Origin of the sequence: Intestinimonas massiliensis (ex Afouda et al. 2020), from assembly GCF_900626285.1 — a bacterium.
In the GTDB taxonomy this organism is placed as follows: Bacteria; Bacillota; Clostridia; order Oscillospirales; family Oscillospiraceae; genus Flavonifractor; species Flavonifractor massiliensis_A.
In genome coordinates, this window is record NZ_LR131147.1 from 2,172,628 (window position 1) to 2,199,080 (window position 26,453).

The following is a 26,453-nucleotide window of genomic DNA, read 5'->3' on the forward strand; positions in this document are numbered from 1 at the left end:
ACTTCCTTCTATTACACTTGAATGCGCTCGATGCCCTCCACGGCGGCGTCTACCAGACCCTCCACATCCAGGGCGGACTCGGCGGCCTCCAGCTCCCCCAGCACGGGGCGCAGACGGGGGTGGCGGGGGGTGAACACGGTGCAGCAGTCCTCATAGGGCAGAATGGAGGTCTCAAAGGTGTTGATCTTCCGGGCGATGCGGACGATCTCCTCCTTGTCCATGCCCACCACGGGCCGCAGGATGGGCAGGGAGCAGACGGCGGTGGTGGCCCGCATGGCCTCCATGGTCTGGCTGGCCACCTGGCCCAGGCACTCGCCGGTGACGATGGCCCCGGCGCCGCAGCGCTGGGCCACCCGCTCGGCAATGCGCATCATGAACCGGCGCATGAGGATGGTGAACAGCTCCTCGGGGCACTTGCGCCGGAGCTCCTCCTGGATGGCGGTGAAGGGCACCACATGGACGGTGAGCCGGCCGCACCAGGGGGTGAGCAGCCTGGCCAGGTCCAGCACCTTCTGCTTGGCCTCCTCGGAGGTGTAGGGGTAGGAGAAGAAGTGGACCATTTCCAGGGCAATGCCCCGCTTGGCGATCATCCAGGAGGCCACAGGGGAATCAATGCCGCCGGAGAGCAGGCTCACCGCCCGGCCTCCCACCCCGACGGGCAGGCCGCCGGCGCCCGGCTCCGGGTCGGCGTGGACATAGGCGGCGTAGTCCCGCACCTCCAGATACACCGTCAGCTCCGGATGGTGGACATCCACCTTCAGGTTGGGATATTTCTCGTCCAGCTCGCCCCCCACGTACTGGGACAGCTGGATGGAGGTCATGGGGAAGGACTTGTCCGCCCGCTTGGACTCCACTTTAAAGGTACGGGCGGCGGCCAGCTTGTCGCCCAGGTACTCGATGGCGGTATTCAGCATGGCGTCGGCGTCCTTCTCGCAGGCACGGGCCCGGCTGAGACCCACCACGCCGAACAGCTTGGTCATGGCCTCCCAGGCCCCGTCCAGGTCACACTCGTCGTTCTTGGGCTCCACATACATGGTGGACTGCTTGGAATACACCTTAAAGTCCCCGTGAGGACGCAGGCGGCGCTTGGCGTTGGCAATGAGCCGGTCCTCAAAGGTGCGGCGGTTCAGGCCCTTCAGGACCAGCTCTCCCAGCTTCAGCAGAATGATCTCGTTCAATGGTAGGTCTCCTTTATACATATAAAATATGGAATCGTTCAACAAAAGGGATCAGCGCCGCAGATGGGCGCTCTCCCGGTACTGGATGGCCTCAGCCAGGTGTTCCACCCCGATGGCCTCCGCCCCATCCAGGTCGGCAATGGTGCGGGCCACCCGCAGGATGCGGTCGTAGCTCCGGGCGGTAAGGCCCATGCGGTCAAAGGCGTCCTTGATGAGGGCGGTGCCCGCCCCGTTCAGAGCGCAGAAGTCCGCCAGTTCCTTCGGCCCCATGTGGGAATTGCACGCCGGGCCGGCGGGACCAAAGCGGGCGGCCTGGATGGCCCTGGCCTTGTCCACCCGGGCCTTGATGGCGGCGGAGGATTCGGCCTGGGGCCGTCGGGACAGCTCGTCAAACTCCAGGGGCGGCACCTCCACATACAGGTCGATCCGGTCCAGCAGGGGCCCCGACAGCTTGCCCAGATACTTCTCCACCGACTGGGGGGAGCAGCGGCACCGGCTGCCGTAGCCGTACCAGCCGCACTTGCAGGGGTTCATGGCGCACACCAGCATAAAGCGGGCGGGGAACTTCTCGCTGCCAGCCGCCCGGCTGATGACCACCTGGCCCTCCTCCATGGGCTGACGCAGAGTCTCCAGCACGTCCTTGTGGAATTCCGGCAGCTCGTCCAGGAAGAGCACCCCGTTGTGGGCCAGGGAGATCTCCCCCGGCCGGGGAATAGGGGAGCCGCCCCCCGCCATGCCGGTGGCCGAGATGGAGTGGTGGGGCGCGCGGAAAGGCCGTTTAAGCAGGAGAGGATGCTGCGCATCGGTGAGTCCCATCACCGAGTGGACGGCGGTGGCCTCCATAGCTTCCCTCCGGGACAGGTCGGGCAGGATGGAGGGCAGGCGCCGGGCCAGCATGGACTTGCCGGACCCGGGCGGGCCCACCATAGCAATATTATGCCCCCCGGCGGCGGCAATCTCCAGGGCCCGCTTGGCATTTTCCTGCCCCTTCACGTCGGCAAAGTCGGGGCAGGCCAGGTCCTCCGGGCCGGGCGTCCAGGTCTCGGCGGGGGAGAGGAGGGCCTCTCCCCGCAGGTGGGCGGCCAGCTGGCCCACGTCCTCCACCGGGTACACCGTCAGCCCCCCGGCCAGGGTGGCCTCGGCGGCGGAGGGCGCGGGTACATATAAGGTAGTGATCCCCGCCGCTTTGGCGGCCAGGGCCATGGGCAGCATGCCGGGTACCGGCCGCAGCCTGCCGGACAGGGACAGCTCTCCCACGAATGCGCTGTTGGGGTCGGTCAGCTTCAGCTGCCCCCCGGCGGACAGGATGCCCACCAGGATGGGCAGGTCATACATGGTGCCCCCCTTTTTCCGGTCGGCGGGGGCCAGGTTCACCGTGATGCGGGAGACGGGGAAGGAGAAGCCGCAGTTTTTCACGGCGGCGCGCACCCGGTCCCGGGCCTCCTTCACCGCCGCGTCGGGCAGGCCCACGATCTCAAAGGCAGGCAGACCGCCGGACAGGTCGCACTCGGCCCGCACCTCATACCCCGCGATCCCGGACAGGCCCAGGGAGCGCACCTCACACAGCACCAAAACCACCGCCTTTCCGCTCTCCGGATTTCTTGCTGATGGTTGATTATACCACATCCCCAGCCCGGTGGAAAGCCTTCCGCAGAGGGGTGCTTTTTCCCTTCATTCACCTCAGCTTATTGTACCATTAGCGCCGCTTCTTAAACTGGCCATTTCAGTACGTTCAGTTTCTTTTTTCAACCAGCCCGTTATCTCTGTTTTTACTCATTTTGGTAGCAAAACTCACAAATTTCACCCGAGTTTTGGGACAGAACAGAAAATTTTTGTTTTGAAGTAAGAATGGATTTACAAACCGATTGGATGGTGATAAAATGAAGGCGTTTCGGGGGGCTGTCCCTGTAAACAAATGGGAACTACCAGGGTAATGGGAATCGGGCCCGGTCCGGTCAATCGGGCGGGGACAGATTCCCATTGCCCTGGAAAAACGAATAAGGAGGAATCGTTTCTATGGCGAGAAAGCTGAAAACCATGGACGGCAATACCGCTGCCGCTCATGTGTCCTACGCCTTCACCGAGGTCGCGGGCATCTACCCCATCACCCCCTCCAGCCCCATGGCCGATAACGTGGACCAGTGGGCTGCTCAGGGCCGCAAGAACATCTTCGGCACCACCGTCAAGGTCGTCGAGATGCAGTCTGAGGCCGGCGCCGCCGGTACCGTCCACGGCTCCCTGGCCGCCGGTGCTCTGACCACCACCTACACTGCCTCTCAGGGCCTGCTGCTGATGATCCCCAACATGTACAAGCTGGCCGGTGAGCTGATGCCCGCCGTGTTCCACGTGTCCGCCCGTACCGTGGCTACCCACGCTCTGAACATCTTCGGTGATCATTCCGACGTCATGGCCTGCCGCCAGACCGGCTTTGCCATGCTGTGCGAGTCCAACCCCCAGGAGGTCATGGACCTGGGCGCTGTTGCCCACCTGGCCGCCATCAAGGGCCGCGTCCCCTTCCTGAACTTCTTCGACGGCTTCCGTACCTCTCACGAGATCCAGAAGATCGCCATCTGGGACAACGACGACCTGGCCGATATGGTGGATATGGACGCTGTGGAAGCCTTCCGCAAGCGCGCTCTGAACCCCGAGCGGCCTGTGATGCGCGGCTCCCACGAGAACGGCGACATCTTCTTCCAGCACCGTGAGGCCGCCAACCGCTACTACGACGCCATCCCCGGCATCGTGGAAGAGTACATGGGCAAGGTCAACGCCAAGCTGGGCACCAACTATCAGCTGTTCAACTACTATGGCGCTCCCGACGCCGACCGCGTCATCATCGCCATGGGCTCCATCTGCGACGTGGCTGAGGAAGTCATCGACTACCTGAACGCCCACGGCGAGAAGGTGGGCCTGGTGAAGGTCCGCCTGTACCGGCCTTTCCGCGCCGACAAGCTGCTGGAGGCCATTCCCGCCACCGCCACCAAGATCGCTGTGCTGGACCGCACCAAGGAGCCCGGCGCTCAGGGCGATCCTCTGTACCTGGACGTGGTCACCGCCTTTGCCAACGCCGGGCGTCAGGCCACCATCATCGGCGGCCGCTACGGCCTGGGCTCCAAGGACACCCCGCCCAGCAACGTGTTCGCCGTGTATGAGGAGCTGACCAAGGATCAGCCCAAGCGTCAGTTCACCGTGGGCATCGTGGACGATGTGACCCACACCTCCCTGGAGGAGAAGCCCGCTCCCAACACCGCTGCTCCCGGCACTATCGAGTGCAAGTTCTGGGGTCTGGGCGGCGACGGCACCGTGGGCGCCAACAAGAACTCCATCAAGATCATCGGCGACCACACCGACAAGTACGTGCAGGCTTACTTCCAGTACGACTCCAAGAAGACCGGCGGCGTGACCATCAGCCACCTGCGCTTCGGCGATCAGCCCATCCGCGCTCCCTACTACATCAACAAGGCCGACTTCGTGGCCTGCCACGTGCCCGCTTACATCGTCAAGGGCTTCCCCATGGTCCGCGACGTGAAGGACGGCGGCGTGTTCCTGATCAACTGCCAGTGGAGCGACGAAGAGCTGGATCACCACATGCCCGCCGCTGCCAAGCGCTACATCGCTGAGCACAATGTTCAGGTCTACACCATCGACGCTATCGATCTGGCCATCGAGATCGGCATGGGCAAGCGTACCAACACCATCCTGCAGTCCGCCTTCTTCAAGCTGGCCAAGGTCATGCCTGAGGAAGAGGCCATCCAGTACATGAAGGACGCCGCCACCCACTCCTACCTGAAGAAGGGCCAGGACGTGGTGGATATGAACCACAAGGCCATCGACATCGGCGCCACCGCCTTCCACAAGTTCGAGGTTCCCGCTTCCTGGGCCACCGCCGAGGACAAGCCTGTGACCGAGCACCTGGAGGGCAAGCCCGAGACCGTGAAGATGGTCAAGGAGATCATGGAGCCCGTGGGCCGCATGGACGGCGACAGCCTGCCTGTTTCCGCCTTTGCTTACGGCCATGAGGACGGCACCTTCCAGCAGGGCGCTGCCGCTTACGAGAAGCGCGGCGTGGCCGTGAACGTGCCCGAGTGGGACGCCACCAAGTGCATCCAGTGCAACCAGTGCTCCTACGTCTGCCCCCACGCCACCATCCGTCCCTTCGCCCTCACCGAGGAGGAGGCCAAGAACGCTCCCGCTCAGGCCAAGATCGTGGACATCAAGGCCGGCAAGGGCAAGGGCGTGTACAAGTTTGCCATCGCCATCAGCCCCCTGGACTGCATGGGCTGCACCGTGTGCGTGAGCACCTGCCCCGTGAAGGCTCTGACCATGAAGCCTCAGGAGTCCCAGGCCGATCAGCAGGAGGTCTTCGACTACATGGTGGCCAAGGTTGCCCCCAAGGCCGACGTGGAGGACACCACCTCTGTCAAGGGCTCTCAGTTCAAGCAGCCTCTGCTTGAGTTCTCCGGCTCCTGCGCCGGCTGCGCCGAGACCGCCTATGCCCGTCTGATCACTCAGGTGTGCGGCGACCGGATGTTCGTCTCCAACGCCACCGGCTGCTCCTCCATCTGGGGCGGTCCTGCCGCTACCTCTCCCTACACCGTCAACAAGGAGGGCAAGGGTCCCGCTTGGGCCAACTCCCTGTTCGAGGATAACGCCGAGCACGGCCTGGGCCTGTATCTGGGCCAGAAGGCCATCCGCGACCGTCTGGCTGACCAGACCCGCAAGCTGATCGCCATCGACTACGTGGACGAGGGCATCGCTGCTGCCGCTCAGAAGTGGCTGGACACCATGGATGACGGCGTGGCCAACGCCGAGGCTGCCAAGGCCTACATCGCCGCCATGGAGGGCCACAAGGCCCAGGCCGACGGCTGCACCTGCGAGGCCTGCACTCTGGTGCGCGAGATCCTGAAGGAGAAGGAGTACCTGAACAAGAAGTCCATCTGGATCTTCGGCGGCGACGGCTGGGCCTACGATATCGGTTACGGCGGCCTGGATCACGTCATCGCCTCCGGCGAGGATGTCAACATCTTCGTGTTCGATACCGAGGTGTACTCCAACACCGGCGGACAGGCTTCCAAGTCCTCCAACATCGGCCAGGTGGCTCAGTTCGCCGCTGCCGGTAAGACCCAGCCCAAGAAGAGCCTGGCTGAGATCGCCATGCAGTACGGCTACGTCTACGTGGCTCAGATCGCCATGGGCGCCAACCCCAACCAGACCCTGAAGGCCATCACCGAGGCCGAGAGCTATCACGGTCCTTCTCTGGTCATCGGCTACGCTCCCTGCGAGATGCACAGCATCAAGGGCGGCATGGCCAACTGCCAGATGGAGATGAAGAAGGCTGTGGAGTGCGGCTACTGGAACCTGTTCCGGTACAACCCCGCTCTGAAGGCCGAGGGCAAGAACCCCTTCATTCTGGACTCCAAGGCCCCCGCTGGCGGCTATCAGGAGTTCCTGATGAACGAGGCCCGTTACTCCTCCCTGACCCGCGCCTTCCCCGAGCGCGCCAAGGAGCTCTTCGCCCGCAACGAAGAGGCCGCCAAGGAGCGGTACGAGCATCTGACCCGTCTGGTGGAGCTCTACAAGTAAGAAATACCGCAAAGGACCCCGGGTTCATCCCGGGGTCCTTTCTGTTTGGCGGCCTCTTCGGGGGCCCCACCGCAGGTGGGGCGGCGCTCCGCGCCGTCCAAGCGTTTTGGGCGCAGGTCCAAAACCTTGATGCCGGCGGAATTCACTTCCGCCGAGCAAATCAAATCAATGGGGTCCCCACGGGGCTATAGCCCTGTGGGGCCTGGCCGCCAAGGAGCGGTACGAGCATCTGACCCGTCTGGTGGAGCTCTACAAGTAAGAAATACCGCAAAGGACCCCGGGTTTATCCCGGGGTCCTTTCTGTTGGCGGCCTCTTCGGGGGCCCCACCGCAGGTGGGGCGGCGCTCCGCGCCGTCCAAGCGTTTTGGGCCGCAGGTCCAAAACCTTGATGCCGGCGGAATTCACTTCCGCCGAGCAAATCAAATCAATGGGGTCCCCACGGGGCTATAGCCCTGTGGGGCCTGGCCGCCAAGGAGCGGTACGAGCATCTGACCCGTCTGGTGGAGCTCTACAAGTAAGAAATACCGCAAAGGACCCCGGGTTTATCCCGGGGTCCTTTCTGTTGGCGGCCTCTTCGGGGGCCCCACCGCAGGTGGGGCGGCGCTCCGCGCCGTCCAAGCGTTTTGGGCCGCAGGTCCAAAACCTTGATGCCGGCGGAATTCACTTCCGCCGAGCAAATCAAATCAATGGGGTCCCCACGGGGCTATAGCCCTGTGGGGCCTGGCCGCCAAGGAGCGGTACGAGCATCTGACCCGTCTGGTGATGCGGCACCTCATATCGCCTGTCTCCCCGCAATACATATAAAAACAGGACGCCGCAGGCTTTCAGCGAGCCTGCGGCGTCCTGTTTCCTCTCTTTTCTCTTGTCAATCAGTCAGTCGACCTGGGCGTCCACCGTATCGGGGGAGAGCTCCACCGGCGCCCAGCCGGCGGGATAACGCTTCTGCATGTACTTGGCATAGGCCCACAGCACCACACCCAGCACGGCATAGATGATGAGCACGATCCAGGCGCCCATATCCATGGCGATGGCGGAAGAGTAGATGACCCATGCGCAGAAGGCCACGGCCAGGATGCCCAGCAGGGTGCCGGCCTTGATCTTATAGGGGCGGGGCCACTCGGGATGGGAGCTGCGCAGCTTGAGGAAGGACACGGCCACCAGCAGATAGACCAGGCCCGCCGCCAGGCCGTAGATGGTGTAGATGTAGTTTACCCATGCGTCGGGGGCGAAGATGGTGAAGTAGATGGACAGGATACCCACCACGATGTTGGCCACCTGGGGCTGGCCGTTCTTGTTCAGCTTGGCGAAACGGGGGGTCATCTGGTGCTGCTGGGCGGCGCCGTACAGGATACGGGAGGCGCTCAGCCAGAAGGAGGACAGGGTGGTGATGCAGGTGAGGGCGCCCATCACCACGATGACCACGCCCAGCCAGTGCATACCGATGATGTCGGCCACCCGGGGATCCACGATGTCGGTCTGGGCGATCCACTCGTTGGACACGATGCCGCCCACGCCCACCACGGCCATGCCGTAGATGAGCACGGTGCAGCCCAGGGCGCCCAGGAAGGCCTTCCACAGGTTCTTCTTGGGGAAGTTGGCCTCCTCAGACAGCTGGGGGATCAGATCGAAGCCCACGAACTTCATGATGAGCAGAGCCACGGCGGCGGTATAGCCGTTGAAGCCGTTGGGGAAAATGGGCTTCATGTTCTCAATGCTCCACTGGCCGCTGAAAATAAAGATGACGGAGGCCGCCAGAGAGACCACCAGGGTGCTCCAGAACAGGATGTTCTGGATCTTGGCCAGCACCTTCAGCTCCTTGTTGGTCAGGAAGAACCAGATTACCAGGATGATGGCCGCCACGATCTTGGTCTGGAGGGCGGTGATGGGGGTCAGATAGCCGATCATGCTGGCGATGCCGTAGGCCACGGTGGGCATGGCCATGACGTAGAGCAGCATGACCAGCCAGCAGGCCACAAAGCCCATGTTCCAGCCCAGGGCGTTGGTGACCCAGATATTCTGGCCGCCGGCGTAGGGCATCATGCTGGTCATTTCCGAATAGATGAAGCACAGGGGCAGGACCAGAATGGCGCAGGTCAGCAGGGAGAGCACCGATCCCACGCCGCTGAGCTCAAACCAATACTTGATCTCCACCATCCAGGCGGCGATCATGCCGCCGGCCGCCATGGCGATCATGCTGGAAAGCTTCAATTCTTTCCGCAGGCCGTTTTCCATTGTCGATCACTCCTCTATTACAATAAATTTGGACAGGAAAACCGGGCAGCCAGTTCGGCTTTCCCTCCATCTCGTGCCTAAGCTACAATAAGAGGAGCAACTGGCTGACCAATCACTCCTTGGGCTTATATGTCCGTGCGAAAGACTGTTAGCCATCCTCTTGTTGTAGCGTTCGATTTAAGCAGGTTGAGCCACCGAATGTCGGAGAGTTCGCGTCACATAATAGATTGAATCGGCAGCGAGAAAAGATGGATTCCGGTTGCAGATCCTTGGTATTGGAGGAACGCGAATGAACTGTGTTGGCATTGATGTTTCCAAAGGGAAAAGCATGATCGCCGTCATGCGGCCCTTCGGAGAAGTGGTGGTTTCACCCTTTGAAGTGCGCCACACCGCCAGTGAACTGAGCAAGCTGGCAGGGTTGCTCAAAAGCCTGGACGGTGAGACCCGTGTGGTGATGGAATCCACGGGTAATTACCACGCGCCGGTGGCCTGGCTGCTCCACGACGCGGGGCTTTATGTCTCCGTAGTCAATGCAATGCTGGTGCATGACTACGGGAACAACAGTTTAAGACGTGGCAAGACCGACAAGAAGGATGCCGTGAAGCTGGCCAACTACGGCCTTGACCACTGGCTCACACTGCCGAGATATGTCCCGGAAGAGGACACCCGGCTCATGCTGAAGACCTGCTACCGGCAGTACCAGCAGTATTCCAAAGTACAGACCATGCTGAAGAATAACTTAATCTCCCTGCTGGACACTACTTTTCCAGATGCAAACCGCCTGTTTACCAGTCCGCCCCGCACCGATGGCAGTGAGAAATGGGTAGACTTTGTGGCTGCTTTTTGGCATTGCGAGTGCGTCTGTGGCCTGTCTGAGAAGGCCTTTGCCGCCAAGTACCAGAAGTGGTGCAGAAAGCACGGCTACCATTTCAGCGAAGATAAGGCGCTGGACATTTATGCCTCCGCCTGTGGACATTTCGGAGTTATGCCGAAAACGGATACAGCAAAACTTTTGGTAGAACAGGCCATTTTCCAACTCCGGGCAACTTCTGCCGCATTAGCTGCTCTCAAGCAGGAGATGCAGTCCCTGGCGGCTTCTCTGCCGGAGTATCCTGTGGTGATGGAGATGTTTGGTGTTGGTCCAACCCTCGGACCTCAACTCATGGCTGAAATCGGCGATGTGCGCCGATTCCACTCCAAGAAGGCTTTGGTCGCCTTTGCGGGCATTGACGCCCCACCTTACCAATCCGGACAAATGGATGTCCGTAGCCGCAGCATCTCCAAGCGTGGTTCCGCTGCTTTACGCCGGACATTATTCCTTGTGATGGGCGTTTATCTGCAAAGCGCCCCTATGGGCGAACCTGTATACCAATTCATGGACAAAAAACGTTCCGAGGGAAAGCCTTACCGGGTCTACATGATGGCGTCTGCTAACAAGTTCCTGCGTATTTATTACGCCTCGGTAACTGCTTACGGGAACGCATATCCCCGCCCCTGGGCGGTGAACAGCAGCCCCAGAATGCCGCCTACCAGGCCGAAGACCACCGGCGGGGCAAAAAGGCACGGATCACCAGACAGAAAAAGAGCTGCATCGCGGAGGCCGAGCCTGTGCCAACAGGGATACCATGGCGGGATCCCGTACCTGGATGTTCCCCAGGCGGTTCCCGGTACCCAGAATGGCGGGGAAAATGGGCAGCACCGGAAAGGCCAGTCACACGGTGCTTTGCAGGACGGGCATCCTGGTTGGCTGCGAGAATACCCTCATGGTCCACATCCGCCGCCTGCGGGAGAAGGAGGAGGCGGATCCCTCCCGTCCGCAGTTTCTGCTGACGGGGCGGGGCTGGGCTATCGGCTCCGGCGGGAGGGTACCGCGGCGGGAAGGCTGCCGTCCTTGGGCAGCACGCAGGACTGGATGATGTCGGCAATCATCTCTACCTCATCCGCGCAGTCCTGCCGCAGCCACTCCTTAACGATGGCGGCAATGCCCTCCACATAGTAGGCGATATAATAGGGACGGTGGGAGGCTGGGATCTCGAACCGCTCCAGGACGGGGCCGATGATGCGCTGCTTCAGGTCCCCGTACCGGGCATAGGCCTGCATGCTGCCTGGGTTCCGGAATGCCGCACGGTAGATCTTTTTGTTGTCCTTGATAAAGCGGAGATAGGGGAGAAGATACTCCCGGGTGACCAGAACCAGCTTTTCCCGCTCCCGGCTGCCCATATTGCCCAGAATCTCTTCTTCCTGCTGGGGGAAATAGGAGAGAAAGCGCTGGTTGATCATCTCCAGGGTCTCATTCACCAGGTCGGCGATGGTCTCGTAGTGCAGGTAGAAGGTGGACCGGTTTACGCCGGCCCGGTGACAGATCTCCTTCACCGTAATATATTCCAGATCCTTCTCCTCCAGCAGCGCGATAAGCGCCTCGTTCATCCGCAGGGCGGTATTGAAGTATTTGCTTTCGGACTTGTTCATCTGCCGCCCTCCTCGTGTTTATTCTGCCGATTCGCTGATCTCCCGGGCCAGCTGCATGATCTCAAAGGCGTACTTTTCCTTGCCGGTCCGGAGAAGCTTTTTGTAGATGGGGTAGTTCAGGCCCACTCCGACAATGCCCAGGATGCCCAGAAGGATCCCGGCACCCGTCATCAGCATGCCGCCTTCTCCGATCACCTGCATGGAGAGGCACATCCCCAGGCCGAGGATCAGAGCCGCCCCAATGCCGAAACCATAGGCGAAAACTGTGGCCGGGCGCTTCGCTTTCCAGTCCAGCTTTCGCAGGGCGACCACCTTGGAGGTATCCTTGGGGGCATATTCGTTGGCAACGGCTTCCGCAAAAATTTTATCTGTGTTCATGGTACTATTCTCCTCTTATAATCATTGATTCTCTGCAGCTGCTGATATGATCATAGAGGATGTAAGGCCAAAAGAAAACGACACGGTTTGTGATTCGTGCTGAGTTCAAACTTTTATACTTTTTTCCTTGTCAGACAAACTCCGACGATTGCCGCAATCAGGACAATGGGTGCCAACCTGACAAACAGCCATTCAAACGCGTGGGAGACCGTGCCTGCGACGGCAATTTCCGGGTCACTGAAATCCCAACCCAGGTAAGGACTGTTGACGACCACTAAGGCCGCGGAAACTGCCACGATAACCACGCATAATGAAATCAGCGACCAATGAAGGATTTTTCTTCTCAGTGCCTTCCTTCGTGCGAACTGCAAATTGATGATTTCCAGCTTTTCGGAGAGCACTTTTACGGTATCTGCCTCCGATTCCATTACAGTCTCTCCCAGCAACGTGCTAACGGGCGTCTCAAGCGCTTCCGACAGGGAGATCAGCAGATCGGAATCCGGGACTGACAATCCCTGCTCCCATTTTGAGATGGTTTGCCGCACCACATTCAGCTTTATGGCAAGCTCTTGTTGGGAAAGCCCCTTTGATTTTCTAAGCGCTTTTATGTTTTCGTTTAACATGTGGGCTCACTCCTATTACAATAAATTTGGACAGGAAAGCCGGGCAGCCAGTCCGGCTTTCCCTCCATCTCGTGCCTAAGCTACAATAAGAGGAGCAACTGGCTGACCACTCACTCCTTGGGCTTGTAAGTCCGTACGAAAGACTGTCAGCCATCCTCTTGTTGTAGCGTTCGATTTCAGCAGGTTGAGCCACCGGATGCCGGGGAGTTCGCGTCACCCAATAGATTGAATCGGCAACGAGAAAAGATGGATTCCGGTTGCAGATTCTTTAGTATTGGAGGAATGTGGATGAACAGCGTTGGCATCGATGTTTCCAAAGGGAAAAGCATGATCGCCGTCATGCGCCCCTTCGGTGAGGTGGTGGTTTCACCCTTTGAAGTGCGACACACCGCCAATGAACTGAACGAACTGGCAGGGCTGCTCAAAAGTTTGGACGGTGAGACCCGTGTGGTGATGGAATCCACGGGTAATTACCACGCGCCGGTGGCCTGGCTGCTCCACGACGCGGGACTTTATGTCTCCGTAGTCAATGCAATGCTGGTGCATGACTATGGGAACAACAGTTTAAGACGAGGCAAGACTGACAAGAAGGACGCCGTGAAACTGGCCAACTACGGCCTTGACCACTGGCTCACACTACCGAAATATGTCCCGGAGGAGGACACCCGGCTCATGCTGAAGACCTGCTACCGGCAGTACCAGCAGTATTCCAAAGTACGGACCATGCTGAAGAACAACCTAATCTCCCTGCTGGACACCGCTTTCCCTGATGCAAACCGCCTGTTTACCAGTCCACCCCGCGCCGATGGCAGCGAGAAGTGGGTGGATTTTGTAGCCGCTTTTTGGCATTGTGAGTGTGTCTGTGGTTTGTCTAAAAAGGCCTTTACCACCCAATACCAGAAGTGGTGCAGAAAGCACGGCTACAATTTTAGCGAGGATAAGGCACTGGACATATACGCCTCTGCATGTGGACACTTCGGTGTCATGCCGAAAACGGATACGGCAAAACTTTTGGTAGAACAGGCTGTTTCCCAACTCCGGGCAACTTCCGCCGCGTTAGCTGCTCTCAAGCAGGAGATGCAGTCCCTGGCCGTTTCTCTACCGGAGTATCCTGTGGTGATGGAGATGTTTGGTGTTGGCCCAACCCTCGGCCCCCAACTCATAGCTGAAATTGGCGATGTACGCCGTTTTCATTCCAAGAAAGCGCTGGTGGCCTTTGCAGGCATTGACGCCCCACCTTACCAATCTGGACAAGTGGATGTCCGTAGCCGTAACATTTCCAAGAGAGGATCTGCCTCACTGCGAAGGACGCTCTTTCTGGTGATGGGGGTCCTCCTGCAATGCGCTCCAATGGATGAGCCGGTCTACCAGTTCATGAACAAGAAACGCTCTGAAGGTAAGCCCTACCGTGTCTACATGATGGCCTCCGCCAACAAGTTCCTGCGCATCTACTACGCTTCTGTGAAAGCCTACCTGGATTCTCTGGAGCATGGCTGATTTCCCAGCTCTATACTGTCTGGCTGACCGCCATTTTTTGAAATGCACAGCGGTTTAATTTGGTGCACCCTTTTCCTTTGCTCGTTTCCTTTGAAAGTTTTACTTGACTTTTGTTAGCAGGTCTNGGAGCATGGCTGATTTCCCAGCTCTATACTGTCTGGCTGACCGCCATTTTTTGAAATGCACAGCGGTTTAATTTGGTGCACCCTTTTCCTTTGCTCGTTTCCTTTGAAAGTTTTACTTGACTTTTGTTAGCAGGTCTTTTTCTCACACACAAAAAGAACGGTTACAGATTCTTTTCGATCAGGGCGATGGTCTCGTCGGTGGAGAGCACATCGCAGTAGATGACATTCATGATTTTCAGCTCGGCATCGTGGAGCTCCATGCTGCCGGCGGCGCAGGCGTCCTCCACGCAGATCACCTTGTATCCGGCGTCGGCCAGGCCGCGGATGGTACAGGCCACGCACTGGTCGGTGACGATGCCGGTGACCACCACCGTCTCGATGCCCATGAACTGCAGCAGGGTCAGATAGTTGGTGCCGGTGGTGACGCTGTCGGTGGTCTTGTTCACCACGATCTCATTCTCTATGGGCTTGAGCTCGTCAATGATCTGGGCGGCATAGCTGTTCACCGGCAGGAGCATGCCGTTCCACCCCTCGCTCTTCTGCACCGGGGAGCGGTCCTCACCGTCCTCCCGCAGGCAGGCGATCCGACCGTAGGTAACGGTCATCTTGTTCTTGCGGAAGAAGTCCAGCAGCTTCTTGTTGTTGGGGATCACGATGTCGTCCAGACGGTCGTGGAAGGGAATCCAACGCTCCCACTCGCCCTGGGCCTTGAACTGAAGGGCCTCGCCGAAGTCCCGCAGCACGAATTCGTTCTGCAGATCCACCAGCAGCAGAGCGGTCTTCTTGGGGTCAATTTTGGGCTCAGGCACCTCATCCATGGTCTCATAATAAAAGCTGCGGTATTTTTCCTTGATCTTCATGCCGGATCCTCCTTTTTGTATGAAGCAGCATACAAAAAGGGCGCACCACGACCGCTTGTCGTAGTACGCCCTTGTACCACCCCGGAGCCGTTGCGGATGTTACATTTCTTGTATTCCGCTGTATAAATATACTTCTTTATACCACAGCAGCCAGGCCATTGCAAGAGAAATATTCACTTTTGTTGTATCTTCCAGCTTTTATCCGTTTCCTTGGGTGTATTTTTATTCTACTTCACCAAGGTAAACCGCAAAACACACCGGCCAGCACCGCGAAGCAGGGGAGGGTAAGGATACAACACAGGGTGGTGAGGGTGACCAGCTGGGCGGCAGTTCCGGTATCCCGGCTGTAGAGCTGGGAAAAGATAGAGGTATAGCCGGCGGTGGGAGTTGCAGCCAGGATGACCAGCACGGTATACATCACCGGGTCCAGGTTCAGGGGGAGCAGGACCAGGGCCGTAAGCAGCGGGACCGCCGCCAGCTTGGCCAGGGCGGCGGAGTAGAGCAGGGGATTGCGGAAGGTGGCGCCCAGGTCGGCGGACGCCATCTGGGAGCCGATGACCACCATGGCCAGGGGAGAGTTCATGCTGCCCAGGAAGGCCACACCGTCTCCCAGGAAGGCGGGCAGGCGGAGATCCAGCAGAAACAGACCCACCCCCGCCACCGCGCCGAAGATGCCGGGATTAAAGAACATCTTCTTGACGGAAAACCCCTCTTTGCCGCCCATGAGCAGCACACCGTGGCTCCAGGCGAAGATGGTAAAGCCCACCTGGCCCATGATGGCGAATACCATGCCCTCATCGCCCAGCACCGCCTGGATCAGGGGCAGGCCCATAAAGCCGATGTTGCCGTACATGACGCCGTAGCGCAGCACCGGGCGGGTATCCGCCGGCTGGCGGCGGAACAGAAGGCACACGGCCAGGGCCATGAGCAGGTAGAGTCCCAGGGTCAGGGCCATGCACAGGCCCATGATCTGCATCACCTGCACACTGCGGGGGATCTGAAGGGTATCGATCATCAGGCAGGGCACCACCACATACATCAGCAGATAGGTGACCTGGGACAGGGTCTCCCGGCTGAATTTGCCGGTCTTGGTGAGCACATAGCCCACGCCCATCATCAAAAACAGCGTTCCCACCTGGGAGGCAACCAGCAGGAAGTTTTCCGCCACATCCAACAGCTCCTTTTTTCAAACAGTACCATTATACTGATTTCCCCGGAAATTGCAAACAGGTTGACAAAGTATTCCGGTGGGAGATATACTGAGCTTTGCCTCCTTCAAAGGAGATTTCATAATATATAAGGAAAGGAGGGCCGCCCATGGCCGGAAATAAGGACGGATATCTGAAGATTTTCGTCTCCTACTACAAGCCCCACTGGAGGCTCTTTTTATTGGATATGGTGTGCGCCCTGTGCATCTGTATCGTGGACCTGCTGTTCCCCATGGTGTCCCGCTGGTCCATGCAGACCCTGCTGCCCCAGAAGCTGTTCACTACCTTCTTCGCCGTCATGGCCGCTCTCATCGGGGCCTATGTGCTCAAGGGAGTGCTCTACTACATCGTCACCTACTGGGGCCACCTGCTGGGGGTGCGGATGGAGGCGGACATCCGCCGGGACCTGTTTGCCCACATGCAGGACCTGTCCTTCTCCTTCTACGACAAGAACCGCACCGGCCAGCTGATGAGCCGGGTCACCGGCGACCTGTTCGAGATCACCGAGTTGGCCCACCACGGCCCGGAGGACCTGTTCATCTCCTCGGTGACCATCCTGGGGGCCTTCTGCATCATGCTCACTGTCCAGTGGAAGCTGGCCCTGGTGGTGTTCGCCGTCATTCCCATCTTCATTCTCTATACCGCTCTTACCCGCAAAAAAATGATGCGGGCCTCCACCGAGGTAAAAGCCAAGCTGGCGGGCATCAACGGGGAGGTGGAGTCCTCCATCTCCGGCATGCGCACCGCCAAAGCTTTTGCCAATGAGCAGGCCGAGAGCGCCAAATTCGCCGCCGCCAACGACCAGTTCCGCTCCGCCAAGCGGGGCTACTACCGCACCATGGCCTTCTACCAGTCGGGGATGGAGTTCTTTATGGGCATCCTGTCCGCCCTGGTCATCGCCTTCGGCGGCTACCTCATTATGAAGGGGCAGATGGACTTCATCGACCTGACCACCTTCGCCCTGTACGTCACCACCTTCATCACCCCCATCCGCAAGCTGTCCGCCTTCGTGGAGCAGTTCATGCAGGGCATGGCCGGCTTCAAGCGGTTCGTGGAGCTGATGCGGGTGGAGCCCGACATCAAGGATTCCCCCGACGCCAAGCCCCTGGAGCACGTGAAGGGGGACATTCTGGTGGACGACGTGACCTTCCGGTACGAATCCTCCCCCGAGCCGGTGCTGGACCATGTGTCCCTCCACATCAGCCCCGGGGAAACGGTGGCGGTGGTGGGCCCCTCCGGCGGCGGCAAGTCCACTCTGTGCCAGCTGATCCCCCGGTTCTACGACGTCACCTCCGGCCGGGTGCTGGTGGACGGCCAGGACGTGCGCACCCTCCAGCAGCGCTCCCTCCGGGAGCACATCGGCATCGTCCAGCAGGACGTGTTCCTCTTTGCCGGCTCCATCTACGACAACATCCGCTACGGCCGGCCCGACGCCACCGAGGCGGAGGTGGTGGAGGCCGCGAAGCGGGCGGAGATCTACGACGACATCATGCAGATGCCCGACGGCTTCCAGACCCAGGTGGGGGAGCGGGGCGTGCTGCTGTCCGGCGGCCAGAAGCAGCGGGTGTCCATCGCCCGGATCTTCCTCAAGGACCCGCCCATCCTCATTCTGGACGAGGCCACCTCCGCCCTGGACAGCGTCACCGAGGCCCGCATCCAGTCCGCCTTTGAGGAACTGGCCCAGGGCCGCACCACCCTTATCATCGCCCACCGGCTGTCCACCATCCGCTCCGCCAAGCACATCATCGTCATCGACGGCTGCGGCATCGCCGAGGAGGGCACCCACGAGGAGCTGATGGCCAAGGGCGGCGAATACGCCAAGTTATACAGCATCCAGAAATCAATTCCCGTATAAGAAAAAGGAGGAGCGGCGCTGCCGCTCCTCTTTTTTATACCGCCTGATAGCGGTTTTGTCCGTCCTCCACCTTGCAGGTAATCCGGCCCTCCACCATCAGCCGGTCCAGGTGGGACATGCACTCACCCACGGCAAACCACTTCTGGGCCACCGGGAACTCCGCCCAGTTTCTGGCCCGGATCTTCCAGGTCATATGGCCCGCCAGCTCATAGGCCCCGGCGCCGGGGTGGGTCTTGACCGCCTGGAAGGCCTCCTCCAGCCGCTGGCGGTGGTGCTCCTTCAGCTGGTCCACCCGCTGGGCCAGGTCTCCGCTCTCCCGGTGGCCGGGGAGGGAGCGGACAGGGGCGTAGGCCCGGATGGCGTCCAGGCTCTCCAGATAGGAGCCCAGAGCGTCGGGCATGTCCGTCCAGGCGGTGATATTGGGGGTGATGTCGAAGAGCACATGGTCACCCAGAAGCATCAGCCCCTCCTTTTCCAGCCAGAAGCACATCTGGCCGGGGGTGTGTCCGGGCATCAGCAGGGCCCGGAGCTGGAAGCCGCCGGCCTCCAGCACCTGGCCATCCTCCAGGCTCTCATAGTGGCCGCCCTCCGGCGGAGCCATGGACCGGGCGGGGTTGGTGTGCTCCATATCCTTTAACAGCTCTGTGGGAAAGCCCTCCTGCTGGAAACGGAGGGTCAGCTTGTCCCACTGGGCGGCCCGCTGCTCCTTGGTGCAGTCCAGGGCGGGTCGGTCGATGGCGCTGACAAAAATGGTGCCCTTTTCTCCCGCCGCCTCAGGGGCCAGGCCGGAGTGGTCGGAGTGGAGGTGGGTGAGCAGCACATCTACGTCGCCGGGGGCCAGCCCCAGCTCCTTCAGCTGGGAAAAGAGGGCCTGACGGCAGGGCTCCTGGCGGAAGCCGGTATCCACCAGCAGGCAACGGTCCTTGCCCCGGATCAGATAGGCGTTGAGCTCCTTCAGGGGGTTGCCCGGCAGGGGCACGGGCAGGCGGTACAGATTGGGAATGATCTCCTGTGGCATGGGGTATAGTCTCCTTGTTGTGTTTTTTGTATTTGATTATATACGATTTCTCCCGGATATGCTATACTGAGTTTCCGAAGGAGGGAGAACATGACCAAGACGGAACTGCTGAACAAGCTGGCCGGAGACGGGGAGGAGCGCATGCTGCTGGCCCGGGCCCTGGACAAGCTGGAGCTGGCCCAGAACCGGGGCATCCCCAGCCACACCGGCTTTCTCTCCCCCCATGAGCGCTCGGCGGTGGAGGGCCTCATCCACGCCTCCGGCTGGCCCCGGCATCTGTTTTACGGCGGCTTTGCCGACGCGGAGCGGACGGTGTGCGCCTTCCTCCCCGACTGGCTGGAGGAGGAGGACTGGCGGACCGGCCCTGAGTACTGCCCCATCCGGGCCATCCGGTGCACCTGGACCGGCGGCAAGCTGACCCACCGGGACTTCCTGGGGTCCATTCTGGGCCTGGGCCTGGACCGGGAGAAGGTGGGAGACCTGCTGGTGGGGGAGGGCACCTGCGACGTGCTGGCCCTGGAGGATGTGGCGGAGTTCCTGCTGCTCCATCTGGACCAGGCGGGCCGGGTACGGCTGAAGGTAAGCCCCATCTCCCTGGAGGAGATCTCCCCCCCGGCGGTACAGGTCAAGACCGTCCGGGACACCGTCAGCTCCCTGCGGCTGGACGCGGTGGCGGCCTCCGGCTTCTCCATGTCAAGGGGCAAGGCCGCCGACCTGATCTCCTCCGGCAAGGTGCAGCTCAACCACCAGGAGTGCGTCAAGCCCGACCGGCCGGTGAATGAGGGGGACACCATCTCCTGCCGGGGGTTCGGCAAGTGCGTGGTAAAACAAGTGGGCGGCCCGTCCAAAAAGGGGCGCATTATGATTGAATTGGAGCGGTATGTATAATGGATCAGGAAAAAATCAAGCGCATCAACGAGCTGGCCAAAAAGGCCAAGACACCCCAGGGTCTGACCCCGGAGGAGATGGTGGAGCGGGACCTGCTGCGGCAGGAGTATGTGGCCGCCTACCGGGAGAACCTGGTGGCCCAGCTGGAGAACACCGTCATCGTGGAGCCCGACGGCACCCGGCACAAGCTGGGCAAAAAGCCGTAAGCACGCAAAAAAATACCGCTCTCCGGTATGCCGGAGAGCGGTATTTTTGATTCTGTTACCAACCGAAGGGGAAGTTGTAGTAGTAGTTCCCGCCCTGCTGCTGAGACTGCTGCTGGCTCTGCTGCTTGGAATTGTAGTCTTCCTCCAGCTTCTCCATGGCCTCCTGAGTGGTCTGGTTGTCCTCGTCCAGGGTGACGGTCACATCCATGGTGTCACCGTCCCGGTAGATGGTGAAGGTGACCTGATCCCCGGCCTTGTAGCCCTTGACCGCGGAGGAGAGCTGGTTGGAACTGGTGACCTGGGTATCGCCGATGGCGGTGATGATGTCGCCCTCCTTCAGGCCGCCCTTCTGGGCGCCCGAGTTATCCAGAACGGCCAGCACCTCGGCGCCGGCGGGCACGCCGTAGCGCTGGGCGGCGGAGTCCACATCGCTCATCAGGATGCCCACGCTGGGCTTGCCGGTGACATAGCCGTTCTCCATGATGGAGGTGACCATGTCCTTCACGTCGTTGATGGGGATGGCGAAGCCCAGGCCCTCCACGGAGGCCTCGGAGCTGGAGCCGCTGCTGGACAGCTTGGCGGACACGATGCCCACCACCTGGCCGTACTCATTGAACAGGGGGCCGCCGGAGTTGCCGGAGTTGATGGCGGTATCGGTCTGGATCATGTTCATCACGGTGCCGTCGCTCATGGTGACGGAGCGGTCCTTGGCGGAGACATAGCCGCCGGTAAAGGTGAAGGTCAGCTCACCCAGGGGGTTGCCGATGGCGTACACGTTCTCGCCCACGTTCAGGCTGTCGGAGTCGCCCAGCACCACGGTCTGCAGGTTGCCCACATCGATCTTCAGCACGGCGATGTCGTTGTCCTCCTCGCCGCCCACCAGAGTGGCGTCATAGCTCTTGCCGTCGGAGAAGAACACGGTGATGTCGCTGACGCCGTCGATCACGTGGTAGTTGGTCAGAATGTAGCTGGTGGTGGAGTTGGAGCTGATGACAAAGCCGGAGCCGGACACGGCGTTCTTCACGGTGTAGCCCCACACGTTGGTGGTCACGTTGCCGTTGACGCCTACCACGGCGCTCAGGTTGGCGGCGTAGATCTGCTCCGGGGTCAGGACGGTCTGGCCGTCCACATTGGACAGGGTGACGGCGGTGGTGCCGCCGGTGCCCTCGTAGATGACGGAGTGGCTGCCGCCCATCCGGCTGGCTGCCCACACGCCGCCGCCGCCCACCAGGCCGCCTACGATGGCACAGCACAGGCCCAGGGCCACAAACTTGGCGGCGCCGCTCTTTTTCTTCTTGGGCGGCTCGGTCTCATGGACGTGGAACTGATCGGTCTCTATGATAGGCTCCCGTTCCTCAGGGGGTCTGTTATAATCGCTGTAATACATAACGCTTCGCTCCTTTGACGGGTTTGTATTTCTCTTTGGAACGGTTCATAGGATAACCGGAAATTGTGTATAAAAAATGAAGAAACTTTGCATCTTTTTTAAATTCCATCCAGAACCGGCACAGACAATTTCAGCAGATACTGGTCATACCCTTTACAGCACAGCTCGTCCAGCAGCACGTCCTCCAGCACCCAGGGACCCAGCCGGAGCCTCTGTTTGTCGGCGTGGGCCAGCAGGCGGACATATCCCTCCCGCACGGTGTCAAAGCTGCCGGCGTGGCAGTAGGTGAGATACCGCCCTGCCGGGGCGGTGAACAGCTCCACCCCCTCGGTCGGCCGGTCCACCTGGGTGTAGCAGCTGGTGTAGCCGTCCCAGTCCCCCCGCCGGGCGGCGGCGGTGGGCATGAGGGCCCCCAGGGCGTAGGGGCTGTCCACCCCGTGGGCGGCGCAGTAGTCCAGGTGTCGGGCCATCACGCGGGCGAATTTCTCCTGGTCGGTAAGGCCGTCAGCGGGGGTGACCACATACCACCGGTCGGGCTGCTCCTCCAGCTCCACCCGGCCGGGGGTGAGGACCATGGCCCGGCGGGTCAGCTCCGCCTTGCGGCCCATCAGCCGCCGGATGTGTCCCAGCCGGGCCAGTTTTTGGGTGAGGGCCGCCTGCTCCCGGTCCAGCAGAGCCACCAGCTCCTCCGGGCTCCGCCGGTCCAGGTAGGAGCGGATCTCCGCCAGCGGCACGCCCAGCTCCTTCAGGGCGGCAATGACGTTGAACACCTCGATCTGGGCGGGGGCATAGTACCGGTAGCCGTTCTCCCCCCGGAGGGCGGGGGAAAAAATGCCGATCTCGTCATAGTGGAACAGGGTGTGCTTCTTCACCCCGCACAGCCGGGCAAATTCCCCGGTGGTAAATCCCATCTGCTTCCGGTACATTTTTGCGTCCTCCCTCTTGACTTTCGGGTTACCCGATAGTTTATCATAAACAGCATCTGTTGAAAAGGAGGGACCGCCTGTGAAAAACCGGCTGGATCAGGACTTTTCCCTGGGTGGTCTGCTGCGCTTTGCCCTGCCCACCACCATTATGATGCTGGTGACCTCTTTCTATACCATCGTGGACGGGGTGCTCACCTCCCGGCTGGTGGGGGAGAACGCTCTGGCCGCCATCAATATCGCCTCCCCCGCCATCAGCGTCACACTGGCGGTGGGCATCATGCTGGGCACCGGCGGCAGCGCCGTGGTGGGCCACCGGATGGGGGCGGGGGACATGGAGGGTGCCCGGCGCACCTTCGGCTTTCTGGCCCTGGCGGCGGGGTGCGCCGGGGGCGTGTTTGCCCTGATCGGCGGCCTGTGGCCGGAGGCGCTGGCCCGGCTGCTGGGGGCCAGCGACCTGCTGGTGGCCGACACCGCCGTCTATCTGCGCATCCAGCTGCTGTTCGCCCCCATGGCCATGCTCCAGCTGCTGTTTGAGAGCTTCTTCGTCACCGCCGGGCGGCCCGGTCTGGGGCTGGGGCTCACCATCGGGGCCGGGGTCACCAACGGAGTGCTGGACTGGCTGTACATGGGCCCGCTGAACATGGGCATCGCCGGGGCGGCCATTGCCACCGTCACCGGTTACTGCATTCCGGCGGTATGCGGGGTGGCCTTTTTCCTGCTGCGCAGACAGGGGCTGCGGTTTGCAAAGCCGGAGCTGCGGTGGCGGCTGTTGGGCCGGGCCTGCTTCAACGGCTCGTCGGAGATGGTCACCAACCTGTCCACCGCCGTCACCACCTTCTGCTTCAACGCCATCATGCTCTCCCTGCTGGGGGAGCCGGGGGTGGCCGCCATCACCATCGTGCTCTATGCCCAGTTTTTGCTGGTGGCCCTCTTTCTTGGCTTCTCCATGGGAGTGGCCCCGGTGTTCAGCTTCAACCACGGGGCGGAGCGGTACGACCGGCTGCGCCGGACCTTTTCCCACTGTATCCGGTTCATCCTGCTGGGGGCGGCCGCCATCTTCGCCGCCGCCCAGCTGCTGGCCCCCGTCATCGTGGGGGTGTTCTCCCCGCCCGGATCCCAGGTGTTTGACCTGGCCCTGGGGGGCTTCCGGCTCTTCGCCCCCACCTTCCTCTTCGCCGGGGTGAATATCTTTGCCTCCGCCCTGTTCACCGCCCTGGGAGACGGAAAACGGTCCGCCCTCATCTCCTTCGCCCGCACCTTCGGCTTCCTCATGGCCGGGCTGCTCCTGCTGCCCCGGGTGCTGGGGGTGCCCGGGGTGTGGCTGGCGGTGCCGGCGGCGGAGGCCCTGAGCTGCGTGTTGTCCGTGTTTCTGCTGCGGCGCAACCGGGGGATGTACGGCTGGAAAAAGACATGAAAAACGGGTGGCTTTACAGCCGCCCGTTCCACATTTGAAAGAGCCAGATACCCAGGGCCACCTGGGCCACAAGGATGGCCGGCAGACCCCACTTGAAGTACCAGTGCCTGGTCTTGTGGTGAAAGGTCCACATGCCCAGGATGGCGCCGGGAGTGCCCCCCAGGATGGCCACCAGGAAGAAGGTCTTTTCCGGCACCCGCCAGGTGCCCCGGCGGGCCTTCCACTTGTCCACACCCATGAGCACATAGTCCGCCATGCTGAGAAGCAGGATCCACAGCCCGATCCATTTCATCATGGTTCTACCCCCAGGGCGGCCACCAGGCCGCCCCTCTTTTTGCTGGTCTCGTACCACAGCCGCAGGCTGATCTCCAGCTCCGCGCCGCTGTCCAGAATGGTGACGTTGTCCCCGTCCAGGGCGGTGATGGTCACCCAGTGCCACCAGTCCAGCCGCTTTTCCAGGCCGTTGTGGAGGTTGAGGAAGGCCACCGGGCAGTCCTTCTCCAGGCTGGCGGCCACGAAGGCGGCGGCTTCCTCATAGGGGGGCCGCTTGGTGCGGGCGGCGGGCACGGCAAACAGAGCGGGGGACAGGTCCAGCCCCACCGATTTTCCATAGGCCGCCATACCGTCCGCCATCAGCTCCGGCCTGTTCAGGCCGTGGGACACCGGGGTCACATAGTCCCACACCCTGCACATCAGCCCCACAAAGGCCTCCCGGCCGGTCACATCCAGAGGGCACAGGGGGGCCAGATGGGCGTGGGTGCGGGCCAGATAGGCGAAAATCACCGACGCGGCGGTAGGGCCGCAGCCCGCCCGCCTCTGCCAGGGGTCGGGGTACCAGTCCTGGTCGGCACCCCGGGTGATTTCCCCCTCCGGCCCCGTGATATCCAGCCGTTCCGGCTGGGAGAGAGATGCGCGGCAGGTCATCTCACACGTTGAACCGGAACAGGACGATGTCCCCGTCCTTCATCACATATTCCTTGCCCTCGGAGCGGACCAGGCCCTTCTCCTTGGCGGCGTTCATGGAGCCGCAGGCCATCAGGTCGTCGAAGTTGACCACCTCGGCCCGGATGAAGCCCCGCTCGAAGTCGGTGTGGATCTTGCCGGCGGCCTGGGGGGCCTTGGTACCCTTCTTGATGGTCCAGGCCCGGCACTCGTCCTCGCCGGAGGTGAGGAAGGAGATGAGGCCCAGCAGGGCGTAGCTGGCCTTGATGAGCCGGTCCAGGCCGGACTCGGCAATGCCCAGGTCGTCCAGGAACATCTTCTTCTCGTCGGCGTCCAGCTCGGCGATTTCGGCCTCCAGCTTGGCGCACACCGGGATCACCTGGGCCCCCTCCTTGGCGGCCAGGTCCTCCACGATCTTGTAATAGGCATTGCTCCTGCAGTCGGCGAAGCCGTCCTCGTCCAGGTTGGCGGCGTAGATGATGGGCTTCAGGCTCAGCAGCTCGGAGGTGGCGATGATGGCGGCGTCGTCCTCGTCACACTCGAAGGAGCGGGCGGAGTTGCCCTCGTTGAGCCAGTCCTTCAGGGCGGTGAACACCTCCACCTCGTGGAGGTACTTCTTGTCCCCCTTGGCGGCCTTCTGGGCCTTGTCGATGCGGCGCTCCACCATCTCCACATCGGCCATAATGAGCTCGATGTCGATGACCCCGATATCTCCGGCGGGGTCCACCGGCACGTTGGTGCTGGTGTCGGCCACCACGTGCATGATGTTCTCGTCGTCAAAGCAGCGGACCACGTGGACGATGGCGTCGCACTCCCGGATGTTGGCCAAAAACTTGTTGCCCAGACCCTGGCCCTGGCTGGCGCCCTTCACCAGACCAGCGATGTCCACGAACTCCACCACGGCGGGGGTGGTCTTCTTGGGGTGGTACATCTCGCTCAGCGCGTCCAGCCGCTTGTCGGGCACCGCCACCACGCCCACGTTGGGGTCGATGGTGCAGAAGGGGTAGTTGGCGCTCTCGGCGCCGGCGTTGGTGATGGCGTTGAACAGGGTGCTCTTGCCCACGTTGGGCAGGCCCACGATACCTAATTTCATCTATCTCCACAGCTCCTTTATTTCCAGTGCGGCAAAGCAGTCGCTCACATAACATTGTATTATAACATAGGATTTTGTTATCCTCAATATCCATTTACCAGTTATATCCCCACTTTTTCTTCCTGGACGCCGCCGCCGGACAGCGTGTCCCGGAGCAGAGCCAGAAACCGCCGCAGAGCCGGGCTCCGGCGGTCGCTGAGCCAGGCCGCCCCATAGGACAGGGCCTGACAGCCTTCCAGAGGGACCCGGCACAGTCCCGGCCGATGCAGCTGGGGGAAATCCGCCATCACCGCAAAGGCGTATCCCGTCTCCACCAGGGTGAGCAGCACCTCCAGGCTTTCGCAGAACATCACCTGATCCGGCGGACTGGCGGTGACGACCTGCCCCTGAATGGCGAACAGGGAGGGGGGACAGGCGGGGGGCCGGCAGGCGGCGGTGGGGGCCCCCCCCCTCCCCGGCCCCCGAGGGGGCCCTTTTAACCCATCCCCCACCCCCCAGACGCGGCCCTATATTCGTATTTGTCTTTTGTCTTACAAAAAAAAATACCTACATACCCAGTAGCGAAATACGA

The 26,453-nt window shown here is 61.2% G+C and carries 21 protein-coding genes and 2 pseudogenes; 8 read left to right on the plus strand and 15 right to left on the minus strand.

The window, feature by feature from the left end:
• Nucleotides 1–11: 11 nt before the first annotated feature.
• Together thiI and E0E41_RS10865 are read right to left on the minus strand one after the other, a co-directional pair.
• Complete coding sequence (gene thiI, locus E0E41_RS10860) at nucleotides 12–1,178, minus strand: tRNA uracil 4-sulfurtransferase ThiI (RefSeq protein ID WP_130869923.1); 1,167 nt, start codon at nucleotides 1,176–1,178, stop codon at nucleotides 12–14.
• 51 nt (nucleotides 1,179–1,229) lie between these two features.
• Nucleotides 1,230–2,747: a YifB family Mg chelatase-like AAA ATPase gene (locus E0E41_RS10865; RefSeq protein ID WP_130869924.1), complete on the minus strand. Its 1,518-nt coding sequence runs from the start codon at nucleotides 2,745–2,747 to the stop codon at nucleotides 1,230–1,232.
• Between the two features lie 447 nt (nucleotides 2,748–3,194).
• Between E0E41_RS10865 and nifJ the strand changes: the two genes are divergently transcribed.
• Complete coding sequence (nifJ, locus tag E0E41_RS10870; protein WP_130869925.1) at nucleotides 3,195–6,761, plus strand: pyruvate:ferredoxin (flavodoxin) oxidoreductase; 3,567 nt, start codon at nucleotides 3,195–3,197, stop codon at nucleotides 6,759–6,761.
• An 873-nt stretch (nucleotides 6,762–7,634) separates the two neighbouring features.
• Here the strand turns inward: nifJ and E0E41_RS10875 are convergent.
• Nucleotides 7,635–8,993 (minus strand): APC family permease, encoded by a 1,359-nt coding sequence (locus tag E0E41_RS10875; RefSeq protein ID WP_130869926.1) that lies wholly within the window; start codon nucleotides 8,991–8,993, stop codon nucleotides 7,635–7,637.
• Nucleotides 8,994–9,282: 289 nt separating this feature from the next.
• Here E0E41_RS10875 and E0E41_RS10880 point away from each other — a divergent pair.
• A pseudogene (locus tag E0E41_RS10880) lies at nucleotides 9,283–10,467 on the plus strand (IS110 family transposase); the annotation flags it as partial.
• Between the two features lie 247 nt (nucleotides 10,468–10,714).
• Nucleotides 10,715–10,834: pseudogene (locus E0E41_RS19140) on the plus strand (response regulator transcription factor); the annotation flags it as partial.
• 4 nt (nucleotides 10,835–10,838) lie between these two features.
• Here the strand turns inward: E0E41_RS19140 and E0E41_RS10895 are convergent.
• From E0E41_RS10895 to E0E41_RS10905, 3 genes are all read right to left on the minus strand, one after another.
• The gene (locus E0E41_RS10895) at nucleotides 10,839–11,462 is read right to left on the minus strand and encodes a TetR/AcrR family transcriptional regulator (protein ID WP_130869273.1); all 624 of its coding nucleotides are present in this window, start codon (nucleotides 11,460–11,462) and stop codon (nucleotides 10,839–10,841) included.
• 18 nt (nucleotides 11,463–11,480) lie between these two features.
• Nucleotides 11,481–11,840: a dihydropteridine reductase gene (locus tag E0E41_RS10900; RefSeq protein WP_130869274.1), complete on the minus strand. Its 360-nt coding sequence runs from the start codon at nucleotides 11,838–11,840 to the stop codon at nucleotides 11,481–11,483.
• Nucleotides 11,841–11,953: 113 nt separating this feature from the next.
• The gene (locus E0E41_RS10905) at nucleotides 11,954–12,463 is read right to left on the minus strand and encodes a helix-turn-helix domain-containing protein (RefSeq protein ID WP_130869275.1); all 510 of its coding nucleotides are present in this window, start codon (nucleotides 12,461–12,463) and stop codon (nucleotides 11,954–11,956) included.
• Between the two features lie 288 nt (nucleotides 12,464–12,751).
• On the opposite strand from E0E41_RS10905, the gene E0E41_RS10910 reads away from it, so the two are divergent.
• Nucleotides 12,752–13,960 carry an IS110 family transposase gene (locus E0E41_RS10910; RefSeq protein WP_130870730.1) on the plus strand — a complete coding sequence of 403 codons (1,209 nt, stop codon included), beginning with the start codon at nucleotides 12,752–12,754 and terminating at the stop codon, nucleotides 13,958–13,960.
• A 286-nt stretch (nucleotides 13,961–14,246) separates the two neighbouring features.
• Here E0E41_RS10910 and E0E41_RS10915 read toward each other — a convergent pair whose 3' ends face one another.
• The gene (locus tag E0E41_RS10915; protein ID WP_130869927.1) at nucleotides 14,247–14,945 is read right to left on the minus strand and encodes a cysteine hydrolase family protein; all 699 of its coding nucleotides are present in this window, start codon (nucleotides 14,943–14,945) and stop codon (nucleotides 14,247–14,249) included.
• Nucleotides 14,946–15,177: 232 nt separating this feature from the next.
• Nucleotides 15,178–16,113: an AEC family transporter gene (locus E0E41_RS10920; protein ID WP_242623757.1), complete on the minus strand. Its 936-nt coding sequence runs from the start codon at nucleotides 16,111–16,113 to the stop codon at nucleotides 15,178–15,180.
• Nucleotides 16,114–16,262: 149 nt separating this feature from the next.
• Between E0E41_RS10920 and E0E41_RS10925 the strand changes: the two genes are divergently transcribed.
• Complete coding sequence (locus E0E41_RS10925) at nucleotides 16,263–18,008, plus strand: ABC transporter ATP-binding protein (RefSeq protein WP_130869929.1); 1,746 nt, start codon at nucleotides 16,263–16,265, stop codon at nucleotides 18,006–18,008.
• Nucleotides 18,009–18,042: 34 nt separating this feature from the next.
• Here E0E41_RS10925 and E0E41_RS10930 read toward each other — a convergent pair whose 3' ends face one another.
• A complete protein-coding gene (locus E0E41_RS10930) occupies nucleotides 18,043–19,026 on the minus strand; it encodes an MBL fold metallo-hydrolase (RefSeq protein ID WP_130869930.1) in 984 nt (327 codons plus the stop codon).
• A gap of 90 nt (nucleotides 19,027–19,116) precedes the next feature.
• Between E0E41_RS10930 and E0E41_RS10935 the strand changes: the two genes are divergently transcribed.
• Together E0E41_RS10935 and E0E41_RS10940 are read left to right on the plus strand one after the other, a co-directional pair.
• The gene (locus E0E41_RS10935; RefSeq protein WP_130869931.1) at nucleotides 19,117–19,914 is read left to right on the plus strand and encodes an RNA-binding protein; all 798 of its coding nucleotides are present in this window, start codon (nucleotides 19,117–19,119) and stop codon (nucleotides 19,912–19,914) included.
• Nucleotides 19,914–20,120 (plus strand): DUF896 domain-containing protein, encoded by a 207-nt coding sequence (locus E0E41_RS10940; protein ID WP_130869932.1) that lies wholly within the window; start codon nucleotides 19,914–19,916, stop codon nucleotides 20,118–20,120. The genes E0E41_RS10935 and E0E41_RS10940 overlap by 1 nt, the downstream gene beginning before the upstream one ends.
• A gap of 55 nt (nucleotides 20,121–20,175) precedes the next feature.
• On the opposite strand, the gene E0E41_RS10945 is transcribed toward E0E41_RS10940, so the two are convergent.
• Both E0E41_RS10945 and E0E41_RS10950 read right to left on the minus strand, forming a co-directional pair.
• Nucleotides 20,176–21,507: a S1C family serine protease gene (locus E0E41_RS10945; protein WP_130869933.1), complete on the minus strand. Its 1,332-nt coding sequence runs from the start codon at nucleotides 21,505–21,507 to the stop codon at nucleotides 20,176–20,178.
• 98 nt (nucleotides 21,508–21,605) lie between these two features.
• Entirely contained in the window at nucleotides 21,606–22,433 is an 828-nt protein-coding gene (locus tag E0E41_RS10950) for a MerR family transcriptional regulator (RefSeq protein WP_130869934.1), read from the minus strand.
• 79 nt (nucleotides 22,434–22,512) lie between these two features.
• Between E0E41_RS10950 and E0E41_RS10955 the strand changes: the two genes are divergently transcribed.
• Nucleotides 22,513–23,847, plus strand: a complete 1,335-nt coding sequence (locus E0E41_RS10955; RefSeq protein ID WP_130869935.1) for an MATE family efflux transporter — start codon at nucleotides 22,513–22,515, stop codon at nucleotides 23,845–23,847.
• 13 nt (nucleotides 23,848–23,860) lie between these two features.
• Here the strand turns inward: E0E41_RS10955 and E0E41_RS10960 are convergent, their stop codons facing one another.
• From E0E41_RS10960 to E0E41_RS10975, 4 genes are all read right to left on the minus strand, one after another.
• Nucleotides 23,861–24,142, minus strand: coding sequence for a DUF1294 domain-containing protein (locus E0E41_RS10960; RefSeq protein ID WP_242623758.1), 282 nt, complete (start codon nucleotides 24,140–24,142; stop codon nucleotides 23,861–23,863).
• On the minus strand, nucleotides 24,139–24,771 hold the full coding sequence (locus tag E0E41_RS10965; protein WP_242623759.1) for a hypothetical protein: 633 nt from the start codon (nucleotides 24,769–24,771) through the stop codon (nucleotides 24,139–24,141). The genes E0E41_RS10960 and E0E41_RS10965 overlap by 4 nt, the downstream gene beginning before the upstream one ends.
• A gap of 1 nt (nucleotide 24,772) precedes the next feature.
• Nucleotides 24,773–25,882 (minus strand): redox-regulated ATPase YchF, encoded by a 1,110-nt coding sequence (gene ychF, locus E0E41_RS10970; RefSeq protein ID WP_130869936.1) that lies wholly within the window; start codon nucleotides 25,880–25,882, stop codon nucleotides 24,773–24,775.
• 101 nt (nucleotides 25,883–25,983) lie between these two features.
• A complete protein-coding gene (locus tag E0E41_RS10975) occupies nucleotides 25,984–26,373 on the minus strand; it encodes a LysR substrate-binding domain-containing protein (RefSeq protein ID WP_130869937.1) in 390 nt (129 codons plus the stop codon).
• Nucleotides 26,374–26,453: the final 80 nt, after the last annotated feature.

Bases quoted from the DNA above. Each gene is read 5' to 3' on its own strand.
- nifJ (WP_130869925.1), top strand. From the start codon at position 3,195: ATGGCGAGAAAGCTGAAAACCATGGACGGCAATACCGCTGCCGCTCAT.
- E0E41_RS10940 (WP_130869932.1), top strand. From the start codon at position 19,914: ATGGATCAGGAAAAAATCAAGCGCATCAACGAGCTGGCCAAAAAGGCC.
- E0E41_RS10895 (WP_130869273.1), bottom strand. From the start codon at position 11,462: ATGAACAAGTCCGAAAGCAAATACTTCAATACCGCCCTGCGGATGAAC.
- E0E41_RS10925 (WP_130869929.1), top strand. From the start codon at position 16,263: ATGGCCGGAAATAAGGACGGATATCTGAAGATTTTCGTCTCCTACTAC.
- E0E41_RS10905 (WP_130869275.1), bottom strand. From the start codon at position 12,463: ATGTTAAACGAAAACATAAAAGCGCTTAGAAAATCAAAGGGGCTTTCC.
- E0E41_RS10960 (WP_242623758.1), bottom strand. From the start codon at position 24,142: ATGATGAAATGGATCGGGCTGTGGATCCTGCTTCTCAGCATGGCGGAC.
- ychF (WP_130869936.1), bottom strand. From the start codon at position 25,882: ATGAAATTAGGTATCGTGGGCCTGCCCAACGTGGGCAAGAGCACCCTG.
- E0E41_RS10900 (WP_130869274.1), bottom strand. From the start codon at position 11,840: ATGAACACAGATAAAATTTTTGCGGAAGCCGTTGCCAACGAATATGCC.
- E0E41_RS10945 (WP_130869933.1), bottom strand. From the start codon at position 21,507: ATGTATTACAGCGATTATAACAGACCCCCTGAGGAACGGGAGCCTATC.
- E0E41_RS10875 (WP_130869926.1), bottom strand. From the start codon at position 8,993: ATGGAAAACGGCCTGCGGAAAGAATTGAAGCTTTCCAGCATGATCGCC.
- E0E41_RS10930 (WP_130869930.1), bottom strand. From the start codon at position 19,026: ATGCCACAGGAGATCATTCCCAATCTGTACCGCCTGCCCGTGCCCCTG.
- E0E41_RS10935 (WP_130869931.1), top strand. From the start codon at position 19,117: ATGACCAAGACGGAACTGCTGAACAAGCTGGCCGGAGACGGGGAGGAG.
- E0E41_RS10915 (WP_130869927.1), bottom strand. From the start codon at position 14,945: ATGAAGATCAAGGAAAAATACCGCAGCTTTTATTATGAGACCATGGAT.
- E0E41_RS10950 (WP_130869934.1), bottom strand. From the start codon at position 22,433: ATGTACCGGAAGCAGATGGGATTTACCACCGGGGAATTTGCCCGGCTG.
- E0E41_RS10965 (WP_242623759.1), bottom strand. From the start codon at position 24,771: ATGACCTGCCGCGCATCTCTCTCCCAGCCGGAACGGCTGGATATCACG.
- E0E41_RS10910 (WP_130870730.1), top strand. From the start codon at position 12,752: ATGAACAGCGTTGGCATCGATGTTTCCAAAGGGAAAAGCATGATCGCC.